The sequence below is a fragment of the Bradyrhizobium sp. IC4059 genome (assembly GCF_020193615.1).
GTDB classification, from domain to species: domain Bacteria; phylum Pseudomonadota; class Alphaproteobacteria; order Rhizobiales; family Xanthobacteraceae; genus Bradyrhizobium; species Bradyrhizobium yuanmingense.
Window position 1 is genome coordinate 544,787 of the sequence record NZ_JADYVH010000004.1, and the last position, 20,175, is coordinate 564,961.

Genomic DNA, 20,175 nt, shown 5'->3' on the forward strand with positions numbered 1-20,175 from the left:
CGGGTCGTCACTTCGAAGGCGCCGCGGTCGCGCCGTCTGCGGCGTCGCGCACGTGGATCACGGCGATGTCGTCCGCATAGATCCGCTTCCAGCCTTTGAGCTGGTCGAGGATCTGCGGCCCCGGCGCATCCGCGCCCAGCAGCGTCGCATCGATCTTGTGCTCGTCGAGCAGGCGTGGCAGCAGCTCGGGCTTCTTGCCCTCGGTCGCCTTGAAGAAGTCCATAATGAATTTCTCGCCGTAGAGCTCGGCGCGGCCGTCGACGAAAACAGGGATATTGCGCGAGATCAGATAGCCGCCGAACTGGTAGGCGTTGAAGACGCGCTGCACCTTGCGTTCCTCGAGCAGGTCGACCGCCGCAACCGGCGTCTGCGTCATCGTGAAGGTGAAGCGGTGGTGCCCCAGATAGAGCGAGGTCGAGGTCCAGCTTGCCGCCACGATCATCAGTGCGCCGAGCGCCGTGACGTAGCGGCCCGGCCAGCTTTCGGCACCGGCGGGCTCAAGTGCCGGCTGCGGGAACATCTCGCCGAGCGGCTTTGCCAGCACCAGCGGCACCAGGAATGCAAATGCGTCGATGCTCCTGACGTGGCTCAGCGCGCTCCAGGTCAGGAACAGGATCAGGAAGATCCGGGGCGCCGACAGCACCAGGCCGCGATAATAACCGAATGCGATCAGGGCGAGCAGGGCGCCTTCGAACGGGGTGAACGTGGCGAAGTTCGCCGGCATCCATTCGACGATCAGTGTCAGCAGCTCGCCGAGGCTGAGGATGTTGGTCGCGCCCTGCAGCGTTCGCCAGCCGTACGACGTGCAGCAGCTCGCGATCAGCGCCCCGATTCCGAACAGCACCCAGCGCATGAACAGGGCGAGCCGCCGTCCCTTCTCGGCATGCTCGACCGCTTCGAGCGAGATCGGGCCGATCAGCGCGAGCCCGAGCACGAAGCCGCCGTGCAGGTTCGCCCACAGCGCCATCAGCGGCAGCCAGGTCCAGGACGGCGCGCTCCGGCGGCTCGCAGCCGTCATCAGTAAGCCGACCCACGCCACCATCACCGGCAGCGCCAGGATATGCGGCCGCGCCAGCACGTGATGGATCGACAGCAGCAGCGCCAGCATCGCGAACAGCACCGCGCGCGGGGCTCCGATATGCGCCTCGAGCAGATGGACGAAGATCGCGACGGTGAGCGCGACGGCGGCCGCGGTGAGGATGACGGGGCCTGCCCAGCCCCAGTGCGCATGCGAGAAGGCGAACGCGACCTGCGACAGCCAGGACGTCGAGATCCACGGCGCGCCCGTCCGCGTGAAGGAATAGAAGTCGATCATGGGCATGGCGCGGTGATCGAGGATCCATTGCCCGATCTTGATCTGCCAGAACGAGTCGGAATCCTGAAGCAGCGTGTCGCCCAGGAACAGGAAGAACAGATAGGCGCCGGCACCGACGCACAACGGCGCCAGAGCGCGCGCGCGGCCCTGCACCGCGATGCTGTTGGCGAAGGAAAGGGACATGCCGTCTCGTCGTCCTGGTTGTTCTTGCCGGCCCGAGCGGGCGGCATTGGACCACGCGGGTCATAACTTCGGGTAAACCGGCCGCGCCAGGCCGGGGTCAGATGCTTACAATTTAACGGATTGTTTCGAACTTGGATTTACCATGGGCCGATACACGCAATCCGCTCGGTGTTTACGCAGCCGAATTAACTGCGGTGCAATTCTTTGCCTCTACGTTCCGTTGCCATGGTCGGGCGGCGCTGGGAAGCCGAAGAGACCAGATCAGTTGTAGCCTCGTGTACTCATTTGGAGCACTCTATGAAGAACCTCGTTGCGCGTTTCATGAAGGATGAATCCGGCGCCACCGCCATTGAATACGGCCTGATCGCTGCCGGCATCGCGCTGGCGATCATCACCGTCGTCAACAACCTCGGCACCACGCTGAACGCCAAGTTCAGCTCGATCTCGACCAGCCTCAAGTAAGGCTGGACGACCAGCGGAATAGCGAGGAGCCCCGTCATCGACGGGGCTCTTTTGCTTTGCCCGGGAATTCGGCGCGGGGCGTTCGACGATCGGGCTTAAGCCTCCTTCAAGTCACTCGGGTGTATGGCTTGGACGTATCCGCCTCACATGATCGCGTAAGGAAGCCGCATGGCCGAAGCCTCCTCCGTTCCGCCTGCAATCGGCCGTCACGGTGCGGTCCCAGCGATCCTCGTCAACATCTCCTTCGTGCTGGCGATCGTCACGCTGGCGTATTTTCCGACGGCCTATCTCGCCCATCTCTGGATCTTTGACGCCGACGGGCGCGGCATCCCCACTGATTTCGTCAACGTCTGGGCGGCCGGAAGACTGGCGCTCGAGGGGCATCCCGCGCAGGCCTGGGATTGGGACATTCAGAAGCAGGTCGAGCTTGCGCTGCTCAAGCAGGATTTCGTCGGCCATTTCGCCTGGCACTATCCGCCGCCCTTCCTGTTCGTCGCGTCCTTCCTCGCGCAATTTCCCTATGCGATCGCCTTCATCGGCTGGGCCGCCTTCAGCATGGTGCCTTATCTCGCCGTGATGCGCGCGATCATCGGACGCAATGCGGGCCTTCTGATTGCGGTTGGATTTCCGGCAGCCTTCCTCAACATCCTGGTCGGGCAGAACGGTTTCCTCACGGCCTCGCTGATCGGCGGCATGCTCTATCTGCTGCCGACGCGGCCGGTGCTGGCCGGCATCTGTCTCGGCCTTCTCAGCTACAAGCCGCAATACGGTCTCTTGTTTCCGCTGGTTCTCTTCGCCGCCGCCGAATGGACCGTGCTGTTCACCGCCGCGATCGTCACCGTCGCGATCGCCGCGATGTCCTGGCTCGCCTTCGGCACCGAAAGCTGGCAGGCGTTCTTCCACTGGATTCCGATGTTCTCCCAGGCCTTCCTGACCGAAGGCAGGGCGCCCTGGTTCAAGATGCAGAGCATCTTCGCGCTGGTGCGCTATGTCGGCGGCACCGAGCAGCTCGCATGGATCTTCCAGTGGGTGTTGACCGCTTCTGTGGCCGTGGCGCTGGTCGTGGTGTGGCGGAGCCGGCTGCCCTACGCCCTCAAGGCAGCGATGCTCGCCACGGCGACGCTGCTCACGACGCCCTATCTTTTCATGTACGATCTGGTCGTGCTGGGCATCGCGGTGGCGTTCCTCATCCGCGCCGGGCTCGATGAAGGTTTCGCACGCCACGAGGTGATGGCGCTGGCGCTCGTCTTCGCGCTGCTTGCGAGCTTCCTGTTTCTCGGGCAACCGGTCGGCTTCCCGGCGATCCTGATCGTGTTCGGGCTGATCCTCGGACGCTGCGCAGCCTGGCGGAGTGCCGAGGCCGCATCGGCGCAGCTCGCTCTCACGCGAACGAGCTGAGGAGTTCAGTCATGCTCGGTCTCCGGGTGAGACGTTGGGGCGTGAGGCGTTCGCCGTCAGCGCAATGATGGAGGCTGCACCATCTATTAGGCGGCGGAACAATTGATATTCCTCAACTGCTGCGATGGGCCCGTTCCGGACACCGCGTTATCGCTTCCTTTCCCGCTCGGCGATAATTCGAGCCATCGAGGAAAACTCCTCCTCATGTGCAGCAACGGCCTGCTCAACGGTGGCGAACCATCGACTGCGTTTCTTCGGCTCCACTTCGATAAAGAGCTCGATGAATTGGCGGTCGAGCTCGCGACGGGCGTCGACCGTCACCGGCAAGGCATAGAAGTCGGCGCTTTGGACGCAGAAAAGGTGCGACGCAACATCCTCAAAGCATCTGAAGTGAACTGCTCTTTTGGCGTCAATTCGTTTCCAGATGGAGAGTTCTCGATACATCCGCGTCCACCGACTAGCTCATAATCTTCGCGCAATAGGTTTTCCGTCCTGCTGCTTAGATGCAGCGTATAGCACGAAGCGGAAAGTTCGCTTAGGTCAAAGGCGCCGGTTTGGCGAGCGCCAACAGCCAAGGCTCCCCTTTTTCGCCTGCGAGGTTCCCGTGCGAACCGTTGACATCTCGCCCGCAATTGAACGGGCACTCGATGTCTTCATCGAACTCGATGGCGTCGCGCAACAGGAAATGTCGCCACTCAAGCTAACGCTGGCGACGTCACTGACGAGGCTTGCTTTGATCTATCATTGGACAACCGCCACAGCAGACGAGCGGCGAACAAGGGGAGGATCAGTAAAGCAATCGGTATTTGCGCGAAGCCGAATGGAAACATCAGAATAGGCAACATCCACAACGCAAGCGAAAGAATTTGATCGGCGAATGCTTCGTTTCCGCGCTGACGCAGAAGCGCGACAATCCATCCGAATACGACCATGTCGTAGTTCATGATCCAGGGTGAAAACAAGAAGGTGGCGGTAACGAAGAGCGCTAGTGAGAGGACCGGATCGCGCTTGCGCCAGAACGTCCAAACCACCGCACCGACGGCGCATACCGACGCCGCTCCTTGCACTACCCAGGCCAAATCAGCCGGAAGACCCGCAAGGCGGGCGTTGATCAAGGCTGAGGCAACGATCGGCCAGCCCATGATACCTGCCACGTCGAGCAGTTCGTGCTGTTGCGGCAAAACTTTATGCCAATATGCGATCCAGATTTCTGGCCCAAACCATGCTGCAGTCGCGGCGACAAGCGACACCGTCATGACGACGGCTGAACCAATGACTCGCCAGTGCCCTCCCAGCACCAGCACGATCGGAAGCAGGAGTCCGAGTTGCGGCTTGATAGTCAGCATACCAAACAAAATTCCAGCGAGTATCGGCCGCCGCTCGAGGTTTGCCAGACCGCCGATCAAGAGCGCAGCGGTCAAGAAGCCATTTTGGCCGAGGAATACGTTAACCGTGACGGCAGGTGCGACGGCCAGAAACACCCAGTATTTTCGTTCGACACCACATGATGTTGCCGCCCAAACGTACAGGGCAAGCCCGGTGACGCACCACACAATGTACGACGGCAGAAAACCGAGCAAAAGGGCCAAATGAAGAACAGAAGATGCGGCGGATACGACCAATACAGAGGTGCCAAATCGGGAATGCCGGTCACCTTCGCTATCGCAGCCATGTAGGCGCTGGAATCAAACCAGTCCGCAGGGCCGCCGGAAAAGCCGATCGGCCGCCTATCCAAGTGTTCAGAAAATCTCGACCAACCGGAAAGCCGCCTGGGTCAAGTACGAACGATGGGAACGACTGGGCTGCTGCCAGGTGGAAGTCAAATATGACAACCGCCAGCAGAATGGCCGCAGCGACCACGGTGAGGGACGCGTAGATCCTTACTGATGCTGGATTGTCTGTGCCGAGCTTGCCATGACTCATTGTACGCTCAAAGGGTAAGGCCTCTGTTCGAGAGGCGCGATGGTTCTCAAGTTTGAGTTCCGCGCGGACGGCGACTAATGCGCAGTCCGCGCGATCAGCGGGCAACTTTCGATCACCGTGCCGGGGCGGGCGCCCTCAATGGTGACGCAGGGCCGGGAGCGATCGATGGTGAGCTCGTAGCGATCCAGCAGCGCGCTGCGGTCCGGATCGCCGCGCATGTGCAATTCGCGGACGCCGCCGGGCAGCGGCGTCTTCAGCCCGGCGCGAATGCGCTGGTCGAAGATGCCGCCGGGGACGATCGGCACGGCGATATCGGCGAGCAGGTAGAAGCGGGATTGGGAGGGCAGCTGCGGCGCGATATAGGCCAGCGGCTTGCCGAGGATGAAATAGGTCGCGGGCTGATCGAGCTCGTGGGCGATCTTCGGCCGGTAGAGGTCGGACCAGGGGCGGTGCCACCAGTCCGCCGGCTGCGACCACGCTGCGATCGCGACTGCGAGCGTCAACGTCAACACGGCGAGCGGACGAGGGGACGCCGTCAGCGATGACGGTCCGGTGCTCGCGGCGAGGCGCGTGAGCAGGAGAACGATCAGCGGACCGCACAGGAGCTCCAGAACCACCGCATAGCGCTGGATCGAGAACAAGCCGAGCCATGCGAGGTAAGAGGCCGCAAACAGCACCACCAGCTGCACGTCACCCCGGGTGAGGATCGCGCTCTTGCGCCTCGCGCGGACCCACAGGCCGAGCACGAACAGGACCATCACCACCGCGAAGCGCGCGTCGCGGAACGGATGCTCCGCGCCGCGGTGGTCGCCGATCAGCCAGTAGAAGGGGTAGGCCAATGCGTCGAGCACGCCATAAGGCATGAACTGCGCATCCATCAGGTTGACGCCGGCCACCTCGCTCGACTGGAACAGTGCATTGAACAGCGGGAAGATCGGATTGCCGGTGTCGCGCCACGTGATCAGGCACCATCCGCCGCCGGTGAGCGCCGCGCCGGCCATCCCGCCGATGCCAAGAAGCGCGATCGCGCGAAGCGGACGCGCGGAGACGAGCAGCGCCGCGGCAGCGCCGATCGCGTAGACGACATTGGTCAGCTTCAGCCCGACGGCGGCACCGATCAGCAATCCCGCGAGCAGGACGCAGATCGCGGGTCGGCGATCCGCCACCAGGATCAGAAGGCAGCCACCGATCACGGGCAAGGCCAGCAGCACGTCGGAAAAGCTCGTGCCGACTTCCGAGAGCGTCATCGGACCCGAGGCAGCGATGACGACCACTGCTGCGACCGGCGCGATGGTCGCGGCCTGGCGCAGCACCAGACGTGCGAACAGGCAGATCAGCGCGAGGTTGAGGCCGTGAACGGCGCCGATGATCATCAGCCCATAGGGCGCCGGCAGCACATGGCGGAGATAGTAGACTGGGAAATAGACGAGCGGATTGAAGTAGGTCTGAAAGCCCGGCGGGACCACATCGACGCCATAGCGGCCGTTGAGAACGGCCCAGACATTGTATTCGTGGTAGTTCTGCCAATCCCAGTTGACGTCTTCGCCCATCGCCAGGGTGTAGAGCGCGCCCGCCAGCATCGCGCAGACGACAACGGCGATGGCTGCAAGCGCATTGCCGCGCTGCTTCGCCCTCCACGACCGCCGCAGCCTGTCGGCCGCGGGAAGGGACATGACCTCTCGCGGATCGGAAGAAATCGCCGCGCGTTCCAGCATCAAGGCGCCATATGCGCCGGGAACATCAGGAGCAGAGCCGGGTCGCTGAACCGCAGAAAGCCCGCTCGTGAAATGCATTGCCGAATTCCAATTTACAACCGTATGACTATGGATAGCCAGTTAAAGTTGTATGAATCAATGCGGGAACTTTGCGTGATTGCACGTCAAAGTCGCGAGTAGTCGAGGGCTCGAATCGGTCCTCCGGGTCGACCTGCAGCGTTTAGGGCCTGATGCCCATGCGCTCGCGCTCATCGTTCCAGAATTTCTCTTCTCAACTCTGATACTCTGCCTCGCTCATCGGAAATCCGGCCAAATGCCAATGACCGCCATCGTCCGCGTACACGACGACAAAATAATCCCTCTCCAGCTCGGACTTGGTACGCGGCATCGGAATTAGGGAATGGGTTTGATCAGTTACTCCGAACGTCGCGTCGAAGACCGAGTCGACCGATGCATTTCCGCTCTGGACTTCGAGAACCCTGAGGCTGACCGCGAGACGCTCCCTGAGAGAATCGTTCCCACGGCCTCCCGGTGGAATCCGCCCACCCAGGCCGGCCGCAGTCCCCAGTAGCCGCACTCTCGCCAGCAGTACTTCCTTGGCCGTCGTGGGTAATGTTGACGTGCGAATATCGCTCGGAGGCTTATCGAGAAAGTACATAACGGGCAGCTCGGATCCGGCTGTGAGCAGCATCTTTCGTTCTCCTCTCCAAGATGAGCTTGCCGGGACCAAATGTGCCGCGAATCGGACTTGGAGCGTTTGGTTCTTGGTCGGCTGCTCGGCCGAAAAGATGGCTGTGGGCAACGCCAGAACGAGAATGGCGCAGCTTGCTCCGCGTGCAGCGAGTTTGCGTCTCATGACGACGCACCATCAACGTTCATGTCGTCGGCACGGTCGCCCAGTCTTTCGTTTTCTTCGATTGTTGCTGCCGTGGAGAGGCGTCTCTTACCGCTGCGACTCTCTATGGAATTCCATCATTGTTCGAGGCGGGACTTCTTGACATTGCACGACAGTGCGAGGTCGCGCTGCATCGCCATCGATGCCTTCAATCGTGATGGTCTGGCGGCTTCTGCTCCATACGACCCGGCGGGGGACCTCGAAATTCATCGAGAGCGTGACGTCATCCTGGCCGGCATCGGTGACTTCACCGCGAAACCCTCTTCCCTCCTTGCCACGCTCGAAGAGTGCTTGTTTCGAAGCTGCATCCATCGTGAAGTACACAGCGCCCGTGTGTTCACAGCGTACAGAGATCGGATTCAGAATGGGATCGCGAACCCCTAAGCTCAAAATGCTTCTCGGGGGCGTGACAGTGCACGGATGGGTTAATGTCGGCCGAAAGGTGGGGTCGTCGAGTCCCGGCCAAGTCATCGTCTTCTTGTTGCTATCAAAGATCAGGCCGATCCGACCTGGACGAACGCGCAGCATGAATTCGATCTTTCCATCGTTTTTGGAAATGATTTCTCCAGAACGTGTAGTGATGCCGAAATTTGTTTCGAGGTCTATCGGCGGCGTCTCAAACACGACAGCTTTGGCATCGACGTCGAACGTCGCGAAGTAGAGGCGGGCGGGAATGCCGCCTTCACACCGCACCGAAAATAATTCACCGGCTGCCGCGCGGTCTGGCGTCGGCATCAGAAAGAGAATGAGCGCGAGGCCCAAGAGCCGCTTCATGACGCACGCTCCGTTCGTCCATGAGACTGTCCACCGCAGCTTGAGAGAGCGCCGAGTCTTTCGAGGCTTCGAAAACTGCCTGGCAGTGAAGATCGATGCCATCAGCACACTGCACCAGGCGCGCGTCAACGTCTGGCTGCGAACAGGATAAATGAACCTATAAGTATATGATCGTAGCGCAATCCAGCCGGAACACTCACAGGCGAAACACCGACCACTGAATTCACATTGTGCGATCCAAGCCCTCCAAGAATACTCGTTCAGTCTCTCGACCGGTTCGTTTGACGCCCCCGTCCGCCCACCATGACGCCCCACGCATTTGCATCTTGTCATTCACCCTGAATAGTTGTTCAGTCCTTGCGGGGCGATTTGCATCTAGTGCGTGAGAAGCGTTCGGCCGCAGGGCGTGCGGCCGGCGTGTGGGACAGGAAGCGCGCCATGGTTTATCGGCGGACGCATCAAGTGGTTAAGCGCCTTGCGGCGCGGCGCAGCGCCATACTGGCGGCGGCGCGGGAGGCGGCGGCGGAAGGCGGGATGGCGGCGGTGCAGATCGCGCCGGTCGCGGTACGGGCCAATGTCGCGGCCGGCACCGTCTATCGCTATTTCCCCTCCAAGGCCGAGCTGATCTCCGAGCTCATTGCCGAGGTCTCTCGCGACGAGCTCGCGGCGATCCGAAGAGCGGCAGATGCCGCGCCGGGGCCGTCCTCGGCGCTGGCGGCCGCGGTCACCACCGTGGCGGTGCATACGCTGTCGCAGCGCAGGCTGGCTTGGGGCATCCTGGCCGAGCCGGTCGATGTCGATGTCAGCGCCTCGCGCCTTGCCAGCCGGCGCGAGATCGCCGGCGAGATCGCCTCCCGGATCGACGCCGCCGTGCGTGCCGGCCATCTGCCGGCGCAGGACACCGCGCTTGCGGCCACCGCCTTGCTCGGCGCGCTGCATGAGGCGCTCGTCGGCCCGCTCGCGCCCGACAATCTCGATGATCCCGTCAAGATGCGCGATGCGGTGCAGACCGTGACCCTGCTGGCGCTGCGCGCCGTCGGCGTCATGGACGCTCGTGCCCGCGGCCTCGTGGTGCAGCAGACGCTGCTGCCGACGACCAAGGCGCTGGTCGGCGCCTGAGCCGACCGCCACCGGGATCGCCCGGGCCCGCTGTTATCCTGCTACATCAGCATTTTCCCGGCCGGACTGATCAACCCCGGTGGGACGCTTCAGAAGAATGAGCCCGGCGGTCACAATGAGGACGGCTCCGGCGATCATGGAGCCTTGCGGGATATCCTTGAAGACAAGATAGCCGATGGCTGTGGAACCGAGCAGTTCGAGATAGACCAGCGGCGATAGGGTGGACGCTTCGGCGAAGCGAAATGCCGCGATGGACAGGACATGACTGACAGCAGAGAGCGCACCCAAAGCCAGAAAAAACATGACAGCGTCCCAAGCCGGTGTGGTCCAGGTCAAGATGGCTTGTGGCGTCAGGAGCACCATGCCGACGACACACTGGAAGGCGAGCGTCTTGACGGGATCGCTGACCAGAGAAGCCTGCCGCGTTGCGATCAGATAGAGCGCGAACGTTAGCCCGGCGCCGAGCGCCAGCAGGATGCCGGGCTCGATGTCGCCGTTCGGGCGCAGAATGACGATGGCGCCGGTGAAGCCCAGCGCCAGGCTCGCGATCTTTCGTTGCGTCAAACGCTCCTTCAGGACCATGGCGGCGAGCGCGACCGCGATGACCGGCCCCACGAAATAGGCGCTGACGGCTGTAGCCAGCGGAACGGTCGCGATGGACAGGAAGTAAAGTGTCATCCCGGTGACGAGGAACACCGTCCGCAGCATATGGGAGGCGCGCCGTTCGGCGGGAAAGATCTCTCCTTTGTACCTGATCGCGGCCACCGGAAGGACGACGGCGCTTGCCACGGCGTAGCGCGCCCAGGCGATGAAGAGCGGCGAATAGTCGGCGCTCAGATATTTGGCGATCCCATCGACCAGCGGGATCGAAAGCATCGCGGCCGCCATGAGCACGATGCCCAGCGTCGGGCGGGCGCGGGCTTCGGATTCTACGGTGGCCATGCGACCGATTCCATTCGAACAACTTCTCGCCGCCCCCGCGGCTTGGTGCAGCAGACGCTGATGCCGGCGAACCAGGCGCTGGTTTGGGACCTGAAGAAATCGCGCCGCGAGCCAAAAGGCGATCTGATCGAGCTCAGGCCATTGCCCGAGCGTGTCTTTTCGCAAAACCCCGGCAAGGTCCGGCCGAGCGGCCGGCTACTGTGCATGGGGTTGTTTTTTGACTTTTTGTTTGGCCGCCCTGGCGGACCCTCATATGTTCGCGTCGCCCTCGGGCCCGACCGAGGCGATGCGCACCATGTTGGTGGTGCCGGGGATGCCGAGCGGCACGCCGGCGACGATGATGACGCGCTGGCCGGCGCGGACGAAACCGTCGCGGAAGGCGATCTGGCCGGCGCGGCTCACCATGTCGTCCTGGTCGCGCGCGTCCTCCGCCACCACGCAATGCACGCCCCAGGCGACCGCGAGCCGGCGGCCGGCGGTGATGTTCGGCGTGATCGCCACGATCGGCGGCTTCGGCCGCTCGCGCGCCACGCGCACGGCGGTCGAGCCCGATGAGGTCCAGCAGATCAAGGCCGGCAGGTCGAGCGTCTCGGCGATCTGCCGCGCGGCGTCGGCGATGGCATCGCCCGCGGTGGATTCCGGCGCCGGACGTTGGGCCATGATCACCGAACGGTAGGTCGGATCGCGCTCGACCTCCTCGCCGATGCGGTTCATGGTCGAGACCGCCTCGACCGGGAACTTGCCGGCCGCCGATTCCGCCGACAGCATGATGGCGTCGGCGCCCTCATAGACCGCGGTGGCGACGTCGGAGACCTCGGCGCGGGTCGGCACCGGCGACTGGATCATCGATTCCAGCATCTGGGTCGCGATCACCACCGGCTTGCCGGCGCGGCGCGCCATCCGCGTCATCTGCTTCTGCAGGCTCGGCACCCGCTCCAGCGGCAGCTCGACGCCGAGGTCGCCGCGCGCCACCATCAGCGCATCGGAAGCCTCGATGATGTCGGCGAGGCGGTCGATTGCCTGCGGCTTCTCGATCTTGGCCATCACGGCGGCCCGGCCGCGGATCATCTTCTTGGCCTCGATCACGTCGTCGGCGCGCTGCACGAAGGACAGCGCGATCCAGTCGACGCCGGTGACGAGGGCGGCCTCGAGGTCGGCGCGGTCCTTGGGCGTCATCGCCGAGACCGGCAGGTCGGTGTCGGGCAGGCTGACGCCCTTGCGGTCGCTCATCTTGCCGCCGACCACGACACGCGTCACCGCATGCTCCTTCGAGGTCTCCTCCGCGATCAGCCGCACCTTGCCGTCGTCTAGCAGCAGCGCATGGCCGGGCCTGAGCGCCGCCAGGATCTCCGGATGCGGGAGCTGGACGCGCGTGGCATCGCCGGGTGTCTTGTCGGAATCCAGCGTGAAGGTCTGTCCGTTCTGGAGCTGGATCGCCCCTTCGGCAAAGGAGCCCAGTCTCAGCTTCGGGCCCTGCAGGTCGACCAGGATGCCGATCGGCCGGCCGTAGCTGCTCTCGACGTTGCGGATCGTCGCCACCAGCTCCCGCATCTTGTCATGCGGGGTGTGGCTCATGTTGATGCGGAACAGGTCGGCGCCCGCCTCGAACAGGCGACGGATCATCGCGAGGTCTGAAGAGGCTGGTCCCAGGGTCGCGAGAATCTTGATACGGCGAAGGCGCCTCATGGCTTATTTCCAGACGGGGGTGGCAGGCCGGGCGAGCCCGGGGGCGTAGCACCGGGCGGGCTATTGGGCAAACCCGGAACGCCGCCCGGGCCCACCGGGCCGGGCAGGCCAGGCACGCGCTGCTGCGCCGGCTGTTCGTTGGCGTCGGTCAGCTGCACCGTCCAGGCGCGCTGCTCGCCGGTGTCGACCTCGAAATAGCCGGTGCGGTCATAGCCGCGGGCCAGGCAATCCTCGGTGCCGCGGATGGTGAACTCCTTGTCGCGGGAGCACATGAAGGCTTGGCCCGACCATTCGCCGCCGCGGTCGTAGTCGATGGCGTAGATGTAGTAGTACCGGGCGACCAGCGTGCCGCGCAGCAGCGTCTCGCAGGAACGGGACGAGATGTTCCACCAGCCCTCGGTGGTCCAGCCCTCGGCGTCCTTGTAGCCGAGCGCGATCCCGACCCGGCTCGACGTGTTGTTGCAGAGGCGGAAATCGGCGGAGGCCGGGCCGGCGTAGAGGCACGCCAGGGCGACCACCAGCACCGGGACCAACCGGGCGAGCAGGTAAAGCGGGGAGCGGGGAGATTCGGCAGTCATTGTCGCGGAAGCTATACCAGATCATTGACGATTTGGCGTTGGGCCGGGGGCAGCCGGGCAGTGGCCCCTTTGCGCCGCGATATGGCAAAATCTGTGACAAGACCCACCTGATCCCGTAACCCTGCCCCGGAACGGACCTTGAGGAAGACAGCCATGGCAATCGACGACAAAACCAGAACGGAGCTCGAGGCGGCCGCTTTTCGGCGCTTGGTCGAGCATCTGCGGAGCCGCACCGACGTCCAGAACATCGACCTGATGAATCTGGCCGGCTTCTGCCGCAATTGCCTGTCCAACTGGCTCAAGGACGCCGCGGACGCCCAGGGCGTCGCCTTGAGCAAGGACGAGAGCCGGGAGGCCGTCTACGGCATGCCCTATGAGACCTGGAAGGCGAAGCACCAGGGCACGGCCACGCCCGAGCAGCTCGAGGCGATGAAGAAGGTCCATCCCCACGGGCATTGAACGGCCCATCGCCGAGCCCTGAGTCGCACCACACAACAGCTTTCTGTGCGTCGGCGCAGGAAGGTGTGGGCGCGCTGTGGACGAGCGTGATGCTTGCTTGAACGCTGGGAGCGCCGACCCTAAGGGTCTACCCAGCACGCGCGGTGAGGGATGCCGGCGTCACCTCGTTTTGCCAGTTCCATTGGGAGTACCAAGATGGCCACCTCCGCCGCCGTCCGCGACGACGAGCCCGCGACGAAATTCGCCAAGGACCAGCTCAAATCCATCATCGAGCGCATCGAGCGGCTGGAGGAAGAGAAGAAGGCGATCTCCGACGACATCCGCGACGTCTATGCCGAAAGCAAGGGCAACGGCTACGACGTCAAGGCGCTGCGCACCATCGTGCGCCTGCGCAAGCAGGACCCCAACGAGCGCGCCGAGGCCGAGACCATCCTCGAGACCTACATGCAGGCGCTGGGGATGCTCTGAGGCCCCCCCGCCCGGTCGGCGTTGCAGCGCACCAAGCTTGGGCAAAATCTCGGCATCTGCTAGGTTGCTCGGTGAAGGGACCGAGCGATGGATGTGCCGGGACCAGAGCGCAGGCTTGCCGCGGTTCTCGCTGCCGACATGGTCGGCTTCAGCCGGCTGATGGAGGTCGACGAGGCCGGCACTCTTGCGCGCCTCAAGACCCATCGTGTCGAGCTCATCGATCCTGCCATTGCCAAGAATCGCGGCCGTATCATCAAGACGACCGGCGACGGCATGCTCGCGGAATTCCACAGCGTCGTCGATGCCGTGCTATGTGCGGCCGAGGTTCAGCGCCGCATGGCGCGGCGCAATGCCGACGTCCCGCCGCCGCGGTGGATCCAATTCCGCATCGGCATCAATCTCGGCGACGTCATCGTCGATCAGAACGACATATTCGGCGATGGCGTCAACGTCGCGGCGCGGCTGGAGACGCTGGCCGAGCCCGGAGGAATCTGCGTCTCCGGCGCGGTGCGCGATCAGGTCGGCGACCGGCTCGACGGCGTTCAGTTCGACGATCTCGGTGAACAGAGCGTCAAGAACATCGCCCGTCCAATCCGCATCTTCCGCATTCGGCTGGCGGAGGGGCCCGCAAGCCTGCCTGACGGGTCCAATCGTGCTCTGACGCCGCCGGGTGTTTCGAAGAAGCCGTCCATCGCCGTGCTGCCGTTCGCCAATATGAGCGGCGATCCGGAGCAGGAGTTCTTCGCTGACGGTCTCACCGAGGACATCATCACCGAGCTTTCGCGCTTCCACGACCTGCTCGTCATCTCCCGCAACTCGACGTTCGTCTACAAGGGAAAGGCCGTAAAGGTCCAGGACATCGGCCGTGAGTTCGGAGTCGACTATGTCATCGAGGGCAGCGTTCGCAAGGCCGGCGAGCGCGTCCGCGTCACCGTGCAGCTGATCGATGCAGAGACCGACCGCCATATCTGGGCGGAACGCTACGACCGCGAGCTCCGGGATATCTTCGCCATCCAGGACGAGATGACCCGCGCGATCGTGGCGACGTTGCCGGGTCGGGTAGAAGCCGCAACGCACGACCGCACCAAGCGCAAGCCGACCGACAACATGCCCGCTTACGAATGCGTGTTGGCTGCGAAGCTCCTGCATCATCGGTCAACCCGCGACGACAACGCTCAGGCGCAGACGCTGCTCAACCGCGCGCTGGCGATGGATCCGAACTATGCCCACGCTCATGCCTGGAAGGCATGCGTGCTCGGTCAGTGCTGGATCTATGGCTGGTGCGCCGACCGCGAGGCGACCTTCGAGCAGGTTGCTTCGGAGCTGGAAATTGCGTTGGCGCTCGACGACAACGACGCGGACGTGCACCGAATTCTCGCCGCGCTCAATCTGACGCGACACGACTACGAAAAGGCCACCTATCACCAGGAGCGTGCACTCGCCCTCAATCCCAACTACGACCTGGTCGTCGTGCAACAGGGAGAGCTTCTGACCTGGCTGGGCCTGCCGGAGGAAGGCATCGACTGGATCAGGAAAGCGATGCGTCTCAACCCCTATCATCCCGAGCGCTTCTGGAGCCATCTGGGCCGCGCCTATTATTGCGCGGAGAAATACGCCGAGGCCGCCGAGGCGTTTTCAAGGATCACGCGCCCCGACTATACCCATCATGCGTTCCTGGCGGCGACATTCGCGCAGATGAAGAACGCGATCGCGGCCGGCGCTCACGCCGCCGAGGTCTTGAAGCGCGAACCGGGATTCTCGGTGGCAGCTTATCTTGCGACGCTGCACTACAAGCGCGAGCCCGACCGGCAGCGTCACGAGGCCGGCCTCATCGCGGCCGGCTTGCCGGCTTGATCAACCCCGGGCAAGGACGAACAGAGAGAGCTTTGCTGGTACAGAGGACTCAGCGCAGCGCGGCGGTGCGCACGACGAACGACGTCGTCTCGAGCTTTGCGGTCGCGCTGCCCGAGAAATTGTCGCAGGACAGGCCCTGCATCGGGTCGTCGGAGAAGCCCATCGCGATCACGGAGCGCGGCTTGACGAAATAGCCGCGCAGCGCCGCGGTATCGAGCTCGCCCATCAGCGTCACCGACATCGCGTGGCTGGCGCTCGGCGACAGCATCACGATCTTGAGCCAGATGCTCTCGCCCTTGGCCGCAGACAGGCGGGTCGCGGTTGCGACCCTGCCGTCGACGCTCTTGCCGACCACGCTGTTGATCTCCGGCGCCTGAGCCACGCTACGGGGGCGGGTGGTGCGCGGGATCGGCGCCGAGGCGGCGACGACATTGCCGCGGTCGACCGGGGACGCCGCCGGCGCGTAAGCCAGGGCTTGCAGGGCCGCGTTGGACACGCTCGCGGTCGGTTGCGGATCGGTGGCCGCGGCCAGCGCCTGGCGCGCCTTCAGCGCGGCGACCTGCGCCGGCGTCGCCTGCTGCGGCGTGGCCGGAACGTCATCCCAGAAGCCGCGCGCATTGATGATGTCGGCCGGGGTCTCCGGCTTTCCGTCAACAGGCTTGCCGGAACCGGGCTTGTCAGCCACGGGCGCGGGCTTCGGCTTGGGCGGCGCGACGATCTGCGCATCGGCCGACGCGAGCTGGATCGCGGCGGCGATCTGCGGCTTGGCGCGCGGCGTCGGCACCGGCTCGGCGGGCTTGGCGGCGGCTGCGACGACGGTCGGTGCCGCCGACTTCGCGGCCGGGGCGGGCGCGCCCTCGTCATCCTCGTCGCTGGCGGCCGGAGCTGCCGGCTTGCTCCTGAACAAGGCTGCGAAGAAATTCGGCTTGCTGCCGGCATCATCGCCGTTGCCGCGCCGCTCGATCTCGGCCTTGGCGAGCTCATAGTTCTTCAGCGGCACGCCATCGGTCGGCAGATGCACCGTCTTGCCGTCCGGGAAGACGCGGGCGAGCTGGTCATGCGTCATCCGCGGCCAGTGCCGGACGCTGCCGGTGTCGAGGTGCACGAAAGGCGAGCCGGATGTCGGATAGAAGCCGACCCCGCCGCGCTGCAGGCGCAGGCCGGCGAAGCGGATCTGCTCCAGCGGTACGCCGGGGATGAAGAAGTCTATCGCATGGCCCAGCATGTGCTGGCTGGCGCGCGCCACGCCGGAGGAGCGGCGGCGGAGCATGGCGTTGGTGGCGGGGGAGCGATAGGAGGAGATGATCTGAATCGGCTGCTTGCCGTCGACGTCCCGATAGACTTCCCAGAGGATGTCGAACAGGCGACGGTCCATGACCGTCTGTTCCTGGGTACGCCAGTCGCGCAGGAAGTGGTTGAGCTGCTTCAGTGCCCCCTCGTCGTAGCGCCCGTCGCGCTTGAAGGTGACGGTGAGGTCTTCGCCGGAATGGGTGTGGTGGAACGAGAGCGTCTTGGTCTCGTTCAGAGCGGCGGCGTCATGAACCGAACCGGCGGCCGCAAGCAGCAATGCAGCCGCAAGGCCGATCCGGGACCCGGCCTTCACGCCCGCATGGGACAACGACAGCACAGCAAGTTGGCGTGCGAGACCAGTCAGCACGTATGAGCCCACCCAGTCGACGAGCGTTCAAATGGACTCTCCCGCCAACCCCGTTAGCAGCGCGAAAGAGGATGAACGCTTTCTTAAAGCGAGAAGGTTAATTTGAGGTTGACCTTCTCGCCCCCAAACCAAGTCAGATTACGATCCTAAGCGGTTGACTGTGGCAAAAAAACGCCCGCCGCCCCATCGCAGGTCGCAGCATGGTTAACGTCAACGACCCCATCCTGGGGACGGGGTCGCTGATTTCCTTGCAGAATTTCAGGAAAACGAGTGCGGGACGGGCGTCAGCGGGTAAACACCCGCTGCTGTTGCGGACGGCGGCCGACCGGTGCCGGCGGCACGGCCTGGGTGGGCGCCCCGAACAGCCGCTCGAAGAAGTTCGGCCCGGACGAGCCGAAGCCGTTGCCGTTGTTGGCCACGGCCACTCCGGAGGGCAGCGTCGTTGCCGGACGCGAATAGCTCGGCTGGGAATGCGCCACGACGGCCTCGAGGTCCTTGCCGCGGTTGTTCTTCAGGACGTTGATCATGGCCGCGTCGCGGCCATAGACGTCCTTGCGGAACTGCAGCTTGCCGGCCTCATCCACGAACGCGGTCTGATAGGTGATGTTGACCGGGATTGGGGTCGGGAATTTCAGGTCGATCTCGCTTTTGCCGTACATGCTGCGGATGCGCTCCGGCGTGTACTTCTCGTTCGGCATGACGATGTTGAGCAGAACGGAGGCGTACTGATCCGGATTCTGCACGCGCATGCAGCCATGGCTGAAGGCGCGCTCTTCCTTGGCGAACAAATGCTTGTCCGGCGTGTCGTGTTGATAGACGAGGAACTTGTTCGGGAAGTTGAAGCGGATGCGGCCGAGCGCGTTGGCTTCGCCCGGCGGCTGCGAAATGTGCACCGAGCCGTCGCGGTTTTGCTCAAGCCTCAGGCCCATGCGTTGAAGCACGGTCGGGTCCTGCTGCAATGCCGGCAGGTACTCGTTGTAAACGATGGATGGCGGCACATTCCAGGTCGGGTTCACCGTGATGTACTTCATCGTCTCGGTGAGGAGCGGGGTGGCTTGCTTGCCCGGCTTGCCGGTGACGACGCGTGTGGTCCAGACCTGCTGGCCGCGTTGCATCACTTTCAAAGTGAAATCGGGAATGTTGAGGATGACATAGGCATCACCCAGCGCCGGCGCGCCGAGCTCGCGCGGCAGCCAGCGCCAGCGTTCCATGTTCACCAGCACCACGTCGATCTGCTTGTCGCGCTTGGGGGTGTTGAGCGCCTTGACCGTCTTGTCGTCGAGGATGCCGGTCGCCTTCAACTCGGCGCCGCTCTGGAATTTGCGCACGGCTTCGGCGACCGCCGCGTCATAGCGGGTGTCGCTCGCGTTCTCGGCGAGGCCGAGCTTGGCGCGCAGTTGCGGCACGCGCGGATCTTCCACGACGATCTCAGCCTGCTTCTTGCCGGCAGGGGTGTATTTCAGCGCAGGGCCGTCGGCGATCTCGATCACCGGACCGCTGCCCTGGCCGCGCAGCTCGGCGAGCTTGGCCTTCAGCTCCTTGTAGAGCTTGTGCGGCGGGTTGTAACTCTCGAGCGCCGCGGAGGCGTCCGCCGCCGTCGTGACCTTGGCGAGCACTTCGCCGGGATCGACCGGATGCTCGGGATAGAGAATGTCGCCGCTCGCCTGCGACCAATGCATGCGGCCGCTCTGGGCGTGGCGCGCATAGTCGAACATGCTGGCGGTGAGCTTGAGCTCGGCATCAGCCAGCGCATCGGGGGTCGTGGCGGCGAAATCCGGCACCGGATAGTCGGCGGGATTGAGACCGTCGGACGCCGCGTCCTTGAGCCGTGCGATCACGCCCTTGGCCGCAGCAGTCAGGTTGCCGCCTTGCGTCCAGACCGGCGCGAAGTCGCGCGCGCCATAGAACTTCTCAATCGCTGCACGCTCGTTCTTGCGGTCGAAATGGCGCGAGGTCTTAGCGCCGATGATGTCCTTGAGCTTGTCCGCGACCGGTTGGTCGGCGGTGGGCACGTTGCTTGCGGCCTTCACCGGTTCGGCGGCCGGTGCTGCGGGAGCCGCCGGCGTGGCCGTTGCGGTGTCGGCCTTGGCCGGCTCGGTTTTCGCAGTCTCGCTCTTCGGCGCTTCCGGCGCGGGTGTGGTGGCAACGTCGGAGGGCTTGGTCTCCACCTTGTCCGCCGTGGGCGCGACGTTCACCTTGGCGGAATCCCTTGCGACGTCCTTCGTGGAATCCTGCACCGTGGCGGTGGTGTCGAGCTTGATGTCGGCTGCAGTCGGGGGCGGGACGTTTGCCGGTTCGGGGCGCGGGATCGCGGCTTCGATCGCGAGTTCCGCGGCGCTGCTGCGCGGCAGATCCTGCGCCAGGGCCGAGCTGGCCGACACCGTGAGGAAGGTCGCCGCGACCGTCATCAAGACACGGTCAAAGCCCACACGGTGGTTCAAACAGTCACGCATTGTGTCGCACCCCTCGGGTGAACTGTTCCTTCATGGAACAGCTCGTTATCGCTTATTGGTGTTTCGGCTAAACCGCGCCGGCCTCTCGAAAGTTGCACGCCTGCACGCAACGATTCTGACGCAGACGATATACAGGCCCCGATTTTGCGGCCAGCGCTGCCCGGGGCAACTCACGACAAACTGACTTCAAGGGAGCCTCTTGGCAACGGATTGTACGGTTCTGCCACGCGCTTTTCCCTCTGTCTGTCACTTCCAAGTCACGGTTCAAATCGCAGACGAATTCCGTCGTCACGC

At 63.9% G+C, this 20,175-nt stretch carries 18 protein-coding genes; 6 read left to right on the forward strand and 12 right to left on the reverse strand.

The window, feature by feature from the left end:
* Nucleotides 1–7 precede the first annotated feature (7 nt).
* Nucleotides 8–1,498 carry a hypothetical protein gene (locus I6F12_RS16095; RefSeq protein WP_225156808.1) on the reverse strand — a complete coding sequence of 497 codons (1,491 nt, stop codon included), beginning with the start codon at nucleotides 1,496–1,498 and terminating at the stop codon, nucleotides 8–10.
* A gap of 297 nt (nucleotides 1,499–1,795) precedes the next feature.
* Here I6F12_RS16095 and I6F12_RS16100 point away from each other — a divergent pair, with 297 nt between their 5' ends.
* Nucleotides 1,796–1,960: a Flp family type IVb pilin gene (locus I6F12_RS16100; RefSeq protein ID WP_128264172.1), complete on the forward strand. Its 165-nt coding sequence runs from the start codon at nucleotides 1,796–1,798 to the stop codon at nucleotides 1,958–1,960.
* 168 nt (nucleotides 1,961–2,128) lie between these two features.
* A complete protein-coding gene (locus tag I6F12_RS16105; protein ID WP_225156809.1) occupies nucleotides 2,129–3,358 on the forward strand; it encodes a glycosyltransferase family 87 protein in 1,230 nt (409 codons plus the stop codon).
* Nucleotides 3,359–3,505: 147 nt separating this feature from the next.
* On the opposite strand, the gene I6F12_RS16110 is transcribed toward I6F12_RS16105, so the two are convergent.
* The 6 genes from I6F12_RS16110 to I6F12_RS16135 form a co-directional block, all read right to left on the reverse strand.
* A complete protein-coding gene (locus I6F12_RS16110; RefSeq protein ID WP_035998615.1) occupies nucleotides 3,506–3,802 on the reverse strand; it encodes a hypothetical protein in 297 nt (98 codons plus the stop codon).
* A 91-nt stretch (nucleotides 3,803–3,893) separates the two neighbouring features.
* Nucleotides 3,894–4,037: a hypothetical protein gene (locus I6F12_RS16115; RefSeq protein WP_156447004.1), complete on the reverse strand. Its 144-nt coding sequence runs from the start codon at nucleotides 4,035–4,037 to the stop codon at nucleotides 3,894–3,896.
* 16 nt (nucleotides 4,038–4,053) lie between these two features.
* Nucleotides 4,054–4,980: a glycosyltransferase family 87 protein gene (locus I6F12_RS16120; RefSeq protein WP_225156810.1), complete on the reverse strand. Its 927-nt coding sequence runs from the start codon at nucleotides 4,978–4,980 to the stop codon at nucleotides 4,054–4,056.
* 375 nt (nucleotides 4,981–5,355) lie between these two features.
* Nucleotides 5,356–6,954, reverse strand: a complete 1,599-nt coding sequence (locus I6F12_RS16125; protein WP_225156811.1) for a glycosyltransferase 87 family protein — start codon at nucleotides 6,952–6,954, stop codon at nucleotides 5,356–5,358.
* A gap of 313 nt (nucleotides 6,955–7,267) precedes the next feature.
* Nucleotides 7,268–7,687 (reverse strand): hypothetical protein, encoded by a 420-nt coding sequence (locus I6F12_RS16130; protein WP_225156812.1) that lies wholly within the window; start codon nucleotides 7,685–7,687, stop codon nucleotides 7,268–7,270.
* Between the two features lie 252 nt (nucleotides 7,688–7,939).
* Nucleotides 7,940–8,665, reverse strand: coding sequence for a hypothetical protein (locus I6F12_RS16135; RefSeq protein WP_225141180.1), 726 nt, complete (start codon nucleotides 8,663–8,665; stop codon nucleotides 7,940–7,942).
* A 438-nt stretch (nucleotides 8,666–9,103) separates the two neighbouring features.
* On the opposite strand from I6F12_RS16135, the gene I6F12_RS16140 reads away from it, so the two are divergent.
* Nucleotides 9,104–9,784 carry a TetR/AcrR family transcriptional regulator gene (locus I6F12_RS16140; RefSeq protein ID WP_057028549.1) on the forward strand — a complete coding sequence of 227 codons (681 nt, stop codon included), beginning with the start codon at nucleotides 9,104–9,106 and terminating at the stop codon, nucleotides 9,782–9,784.
* A 33-nt stretch (nucleotides 9,785–9,817) separates the two neighbouring features.
* On the opposite strand, the gene I6F12_RS16145 is transcribed toward I6F12_RS16140, so the two are convergent.
* The 3 genes from I6F12_RS16145 to I6F12_RS16155 form a co-directional block, all read right to left on the reverse strand.
* The gene (locus tag I6F12_RS16145; protein ID WP_225156813.1) at nucleotides 9,818–10,726 is read right to left on the reverse strand and encodes an EamA family transporter; all 909 of its coding nucleotides are present in this window, start codon (nucleotides 10,724–10,726) and stop codon (nucleotides 9,818–9,820) included.
* Between the two features lie 249 nt (nucleotides 10,727–10,975).
* Nucleotides 10,976–12,412, reverse strand: a complete 1,437-nt coding sequence (pyk, locus tag I6F12_RS16150) for a pyruvate kinase (protein ID WP_225136420.1) — start codon at nucleotides 12,410–12,412, stop codon at nucleotides 10,976–10,978.
* Nucleotides 12,409–12,990: a DUF1036 domain-containing protein gene (locus tag I6F12_RS16155; protein WP_035998649.1), complete on the reverse strand. Its 582-nt coding sequence runs from the start codon at nucleotides 12,988–12,990 to the stop codon at nucleotides 12,409–12,411. The genes pyk and I6F12_RS16155 overlap by 4 nt, the downstream gene beginning before the upstream one ends.
* A 153-nt stretch (nucleotides 12,991–13,143) precedes the next feature.
* On the opposite strand from I6F12_RS16155, the gene I6F12_RS16160 reads away from it, so the two are divergent.
* The 3 genes from I6F12_RS16160 to I6F12_RS16170 all read left to right on the forward strand — a co-directional run bounded on the left by I6F12_RS16160 (nucleotide 13,144) and on the right by I6F12_RS16170 (nucleotide 15,771).
* The gene (locus I6F12_RS16160) at nucleotides 13,144–13,449 is read left to right on the forward strand and encodes a DUF1244 domain-containing protein (RefSeq protein ID WP_035998652.1); all 306 of its coding nucleotides are present in this window, start codon (nucleotides 13,144–13,146) and stop codon (nucleotides 13,447–13,449) included.
* A 195-nt stretch (nucleotides 13,450–13,644) separates the two neighbouring features.
* Nucleotides 13,645–13,917 carry a DUF2312 domain-containing protein gene (locus I6F12_RS16165; protein WP_018641571.1) on the forward strand — a complete coding sequence of 91 codons (273 nt, stop codon included), beginning with the start codon at nucleotides 13,645–13,647 and terminating at the stop codon, nucleotides 13,915–13,917.
* An 87-nt stretch (nucleotides 13,918–14,004) separates the two neighbouring features.
* Nucleotides 14,005–15,771, forward strand: coding sequence for an adenylate/guanylate cyclase domain-containing protein (locus tag I6F12_RS16170; protein ID WP_035998656.1), 1,767 nt, complete (start codon nucleotides 14,005–14,007; stop codon nucleotides 15,769–15,771).
* Between the two features lie 49 nt (nucleotides 15,772–15,820).
* Here I6F12_RS16170 and I6F12_RS16175 read toward each other — a convergent pair whose 3' ends face one another.
* Both I6F12_RS16175 and I6F12_RS16180 read right to left on the reverse strand, forming a co-directional pair.
* Nucleotides 15,821–17,428 carry a DUF882 domain-containing protein gene (locus I6F12_RS16175; RefSeq protein ID WP_225156814.1) on the reverse strand — a complete coding sequence of 536 codons (1,608 nt, stop codon included), beginning with the start codon at nucleotides 17,426–17,428 and terminating at the stop codon, nucleotides 15,821–15,823.
* 284 nt (nucleotides 17,429–17,712) lie between these two features.
* Nucleotides 17,713–19,881 (reverse strand): L,D-transpeptidase family protein, encoded by a 2,169-nt coding sequence (locus I6F12_RS16180; RefSeq protein WP_225156815.1) that lies wholly within the window; start codon nucleotides 19,879–19,881, stop codon nucleotides 17,713–17,715.
* Nucleotides 19,882–20,175 lie beyond the last annotated feature (294 nt).